Source organism: Kocuria sp. ZOR0020, assembly GCF_000800955.1.
GTDB lineage: Bacteria > Actinomycetota > Actinomycetes > Actinomycetales > Micrococcaceae > Kocuria > Kocuria subflava.
Map to the genome: position 1 here is coordinate 1 of NZ_JROX01000206.1, position 1,491 is coordinate 1,491.

1 protein-coding gene is annotated in these 1,491 nt (G+C 64.3%); it reads right to left on the minus strand.

The features are described from left to right. Positions 1–355: 355 nt before the first annotated feature. On the minus strand, positions 356–1,491 hold a 1,136-nt coding region (locus tag L979_RS11555; RefSeq protein ID WP_047692361.1), incomplete at its 5' end, for a SulP family inorganic anion transporter.

A 1,491-nucleotide genomic window follows, 5' to 3' on the forward strand; every position in this document is an offset into this window, starting at 1 on the left:
CGTCCGAGGCGACCCCCACAGCACACGGCCGATCGGTGGATCGAGGTTAAGAGCTGCGTCATGCCGCTGCGGTGTGACAGAACTGCCACCCGAGCGACCGAGCTTCGCGAACGCCCCTAACCTGCACCGGCACTGGAGCAGCAGAGCCGGCGGTGGGGTCCCGCACTTGAGCGGGACCCCATCGGGGGCTGTGTTTGGATGCTGAGCACTGCTTCTGCTCGGGCTACGGCTTCATGTGCGGCAGAGTCCGGGTCAATAGTCCGACTCCGCGTCGACACTGCGCCACTGCCGATGCGTTTCTTCTCAGGCTTTGACGAAGCCGTTGCTGCGGGCCTACTCCAGCGCCTTAGTCCAGTTATTCTCCGGTTTTGACCATTCCGCCGAGGCGGACGCGCATCCTGCGGCTGGCCTGGTTGAGCCCGATGATGTCGACCTGCTTGCCGTAGTTCTTGTACTTGTCGGTGACGGAGTCGAGAGCGGCGATGGTGGAGGCGTCCCACAGGTGGGACTGGTGCATGTCAATGACGATGTGCTCGGGGTCTTCGGCGTAGTCGAACATTGTGTAGAGGTCGTTGGAGGAGGCGAAGAACAGTTCGCCCTCGACGGTGTAGCGGGCGGTGGGCCGGCCATCTTCCTCGACGAGTTCACGGTCGACTTTCACGAAGTGGGCCACACGGTTGGCGAAGGCGACCATCGCCACGAGCACGCCGAGCACCACGCCGATGGCCAGGTTGTGAGTCCAGACCGTCGCGATCACGGTGGTCAGCATGACGGTGGTCTCCGATTTCGGCATCCGTGCCAGGGTGCTGGGGCGGATGGAGTGCCAGTCGAACGTGGCCCAGGACACGAAGATCATGATCGCCACCAGTGCGGCCATCGGGATCAGGGCGACGATGTCACCGAGGGCGACGACGAGGATCAGCAGGAACACACCCGCGCAGAACGTCGAGATCCGGGTCCGCGCACCGGAGGCCTTGACGTTGATCATCGTCTGGCCGATCATCGCGCAGCCGCCCATGCCCCCGAAGAACCCGGAGACGATGTTCGCCGCGCCCTGCGCCCAGGACTCCCGGGTCTTGTTCGAACGGGTGTCGGTGACATCATCGACGAGCTTGGCCGTCATGAGGGACTCGAGCAGCCCCACGACCGCCATCGCCAGAGCGTAGGGGGCGATGACCTGCAGCGTCTCCAAATTCAGCGGCACATTCGGGAAGAACAGCGCCGGCAGCGACTCGGGCAGCTCTCCCTTGCTGCCGACGTTCGGTACATCCCACGCGAAGGCCACGACCAGCACGGTGAGCACGACGATCGCGACCAGGGGTGCCGGCACCACCGAGGTGAACTTGGGCAGCAAGAACACGATCACCAGCCCGAGCAGGCACAGCGGGTAGACCAGCCACGGCACGCCGAGCAGCTCGGGCACCTGGGAGATGAAGATCAGGATCGCCAGGGCATTGACGAAGCCGACCATCACCGAGCGCGGAATGAACC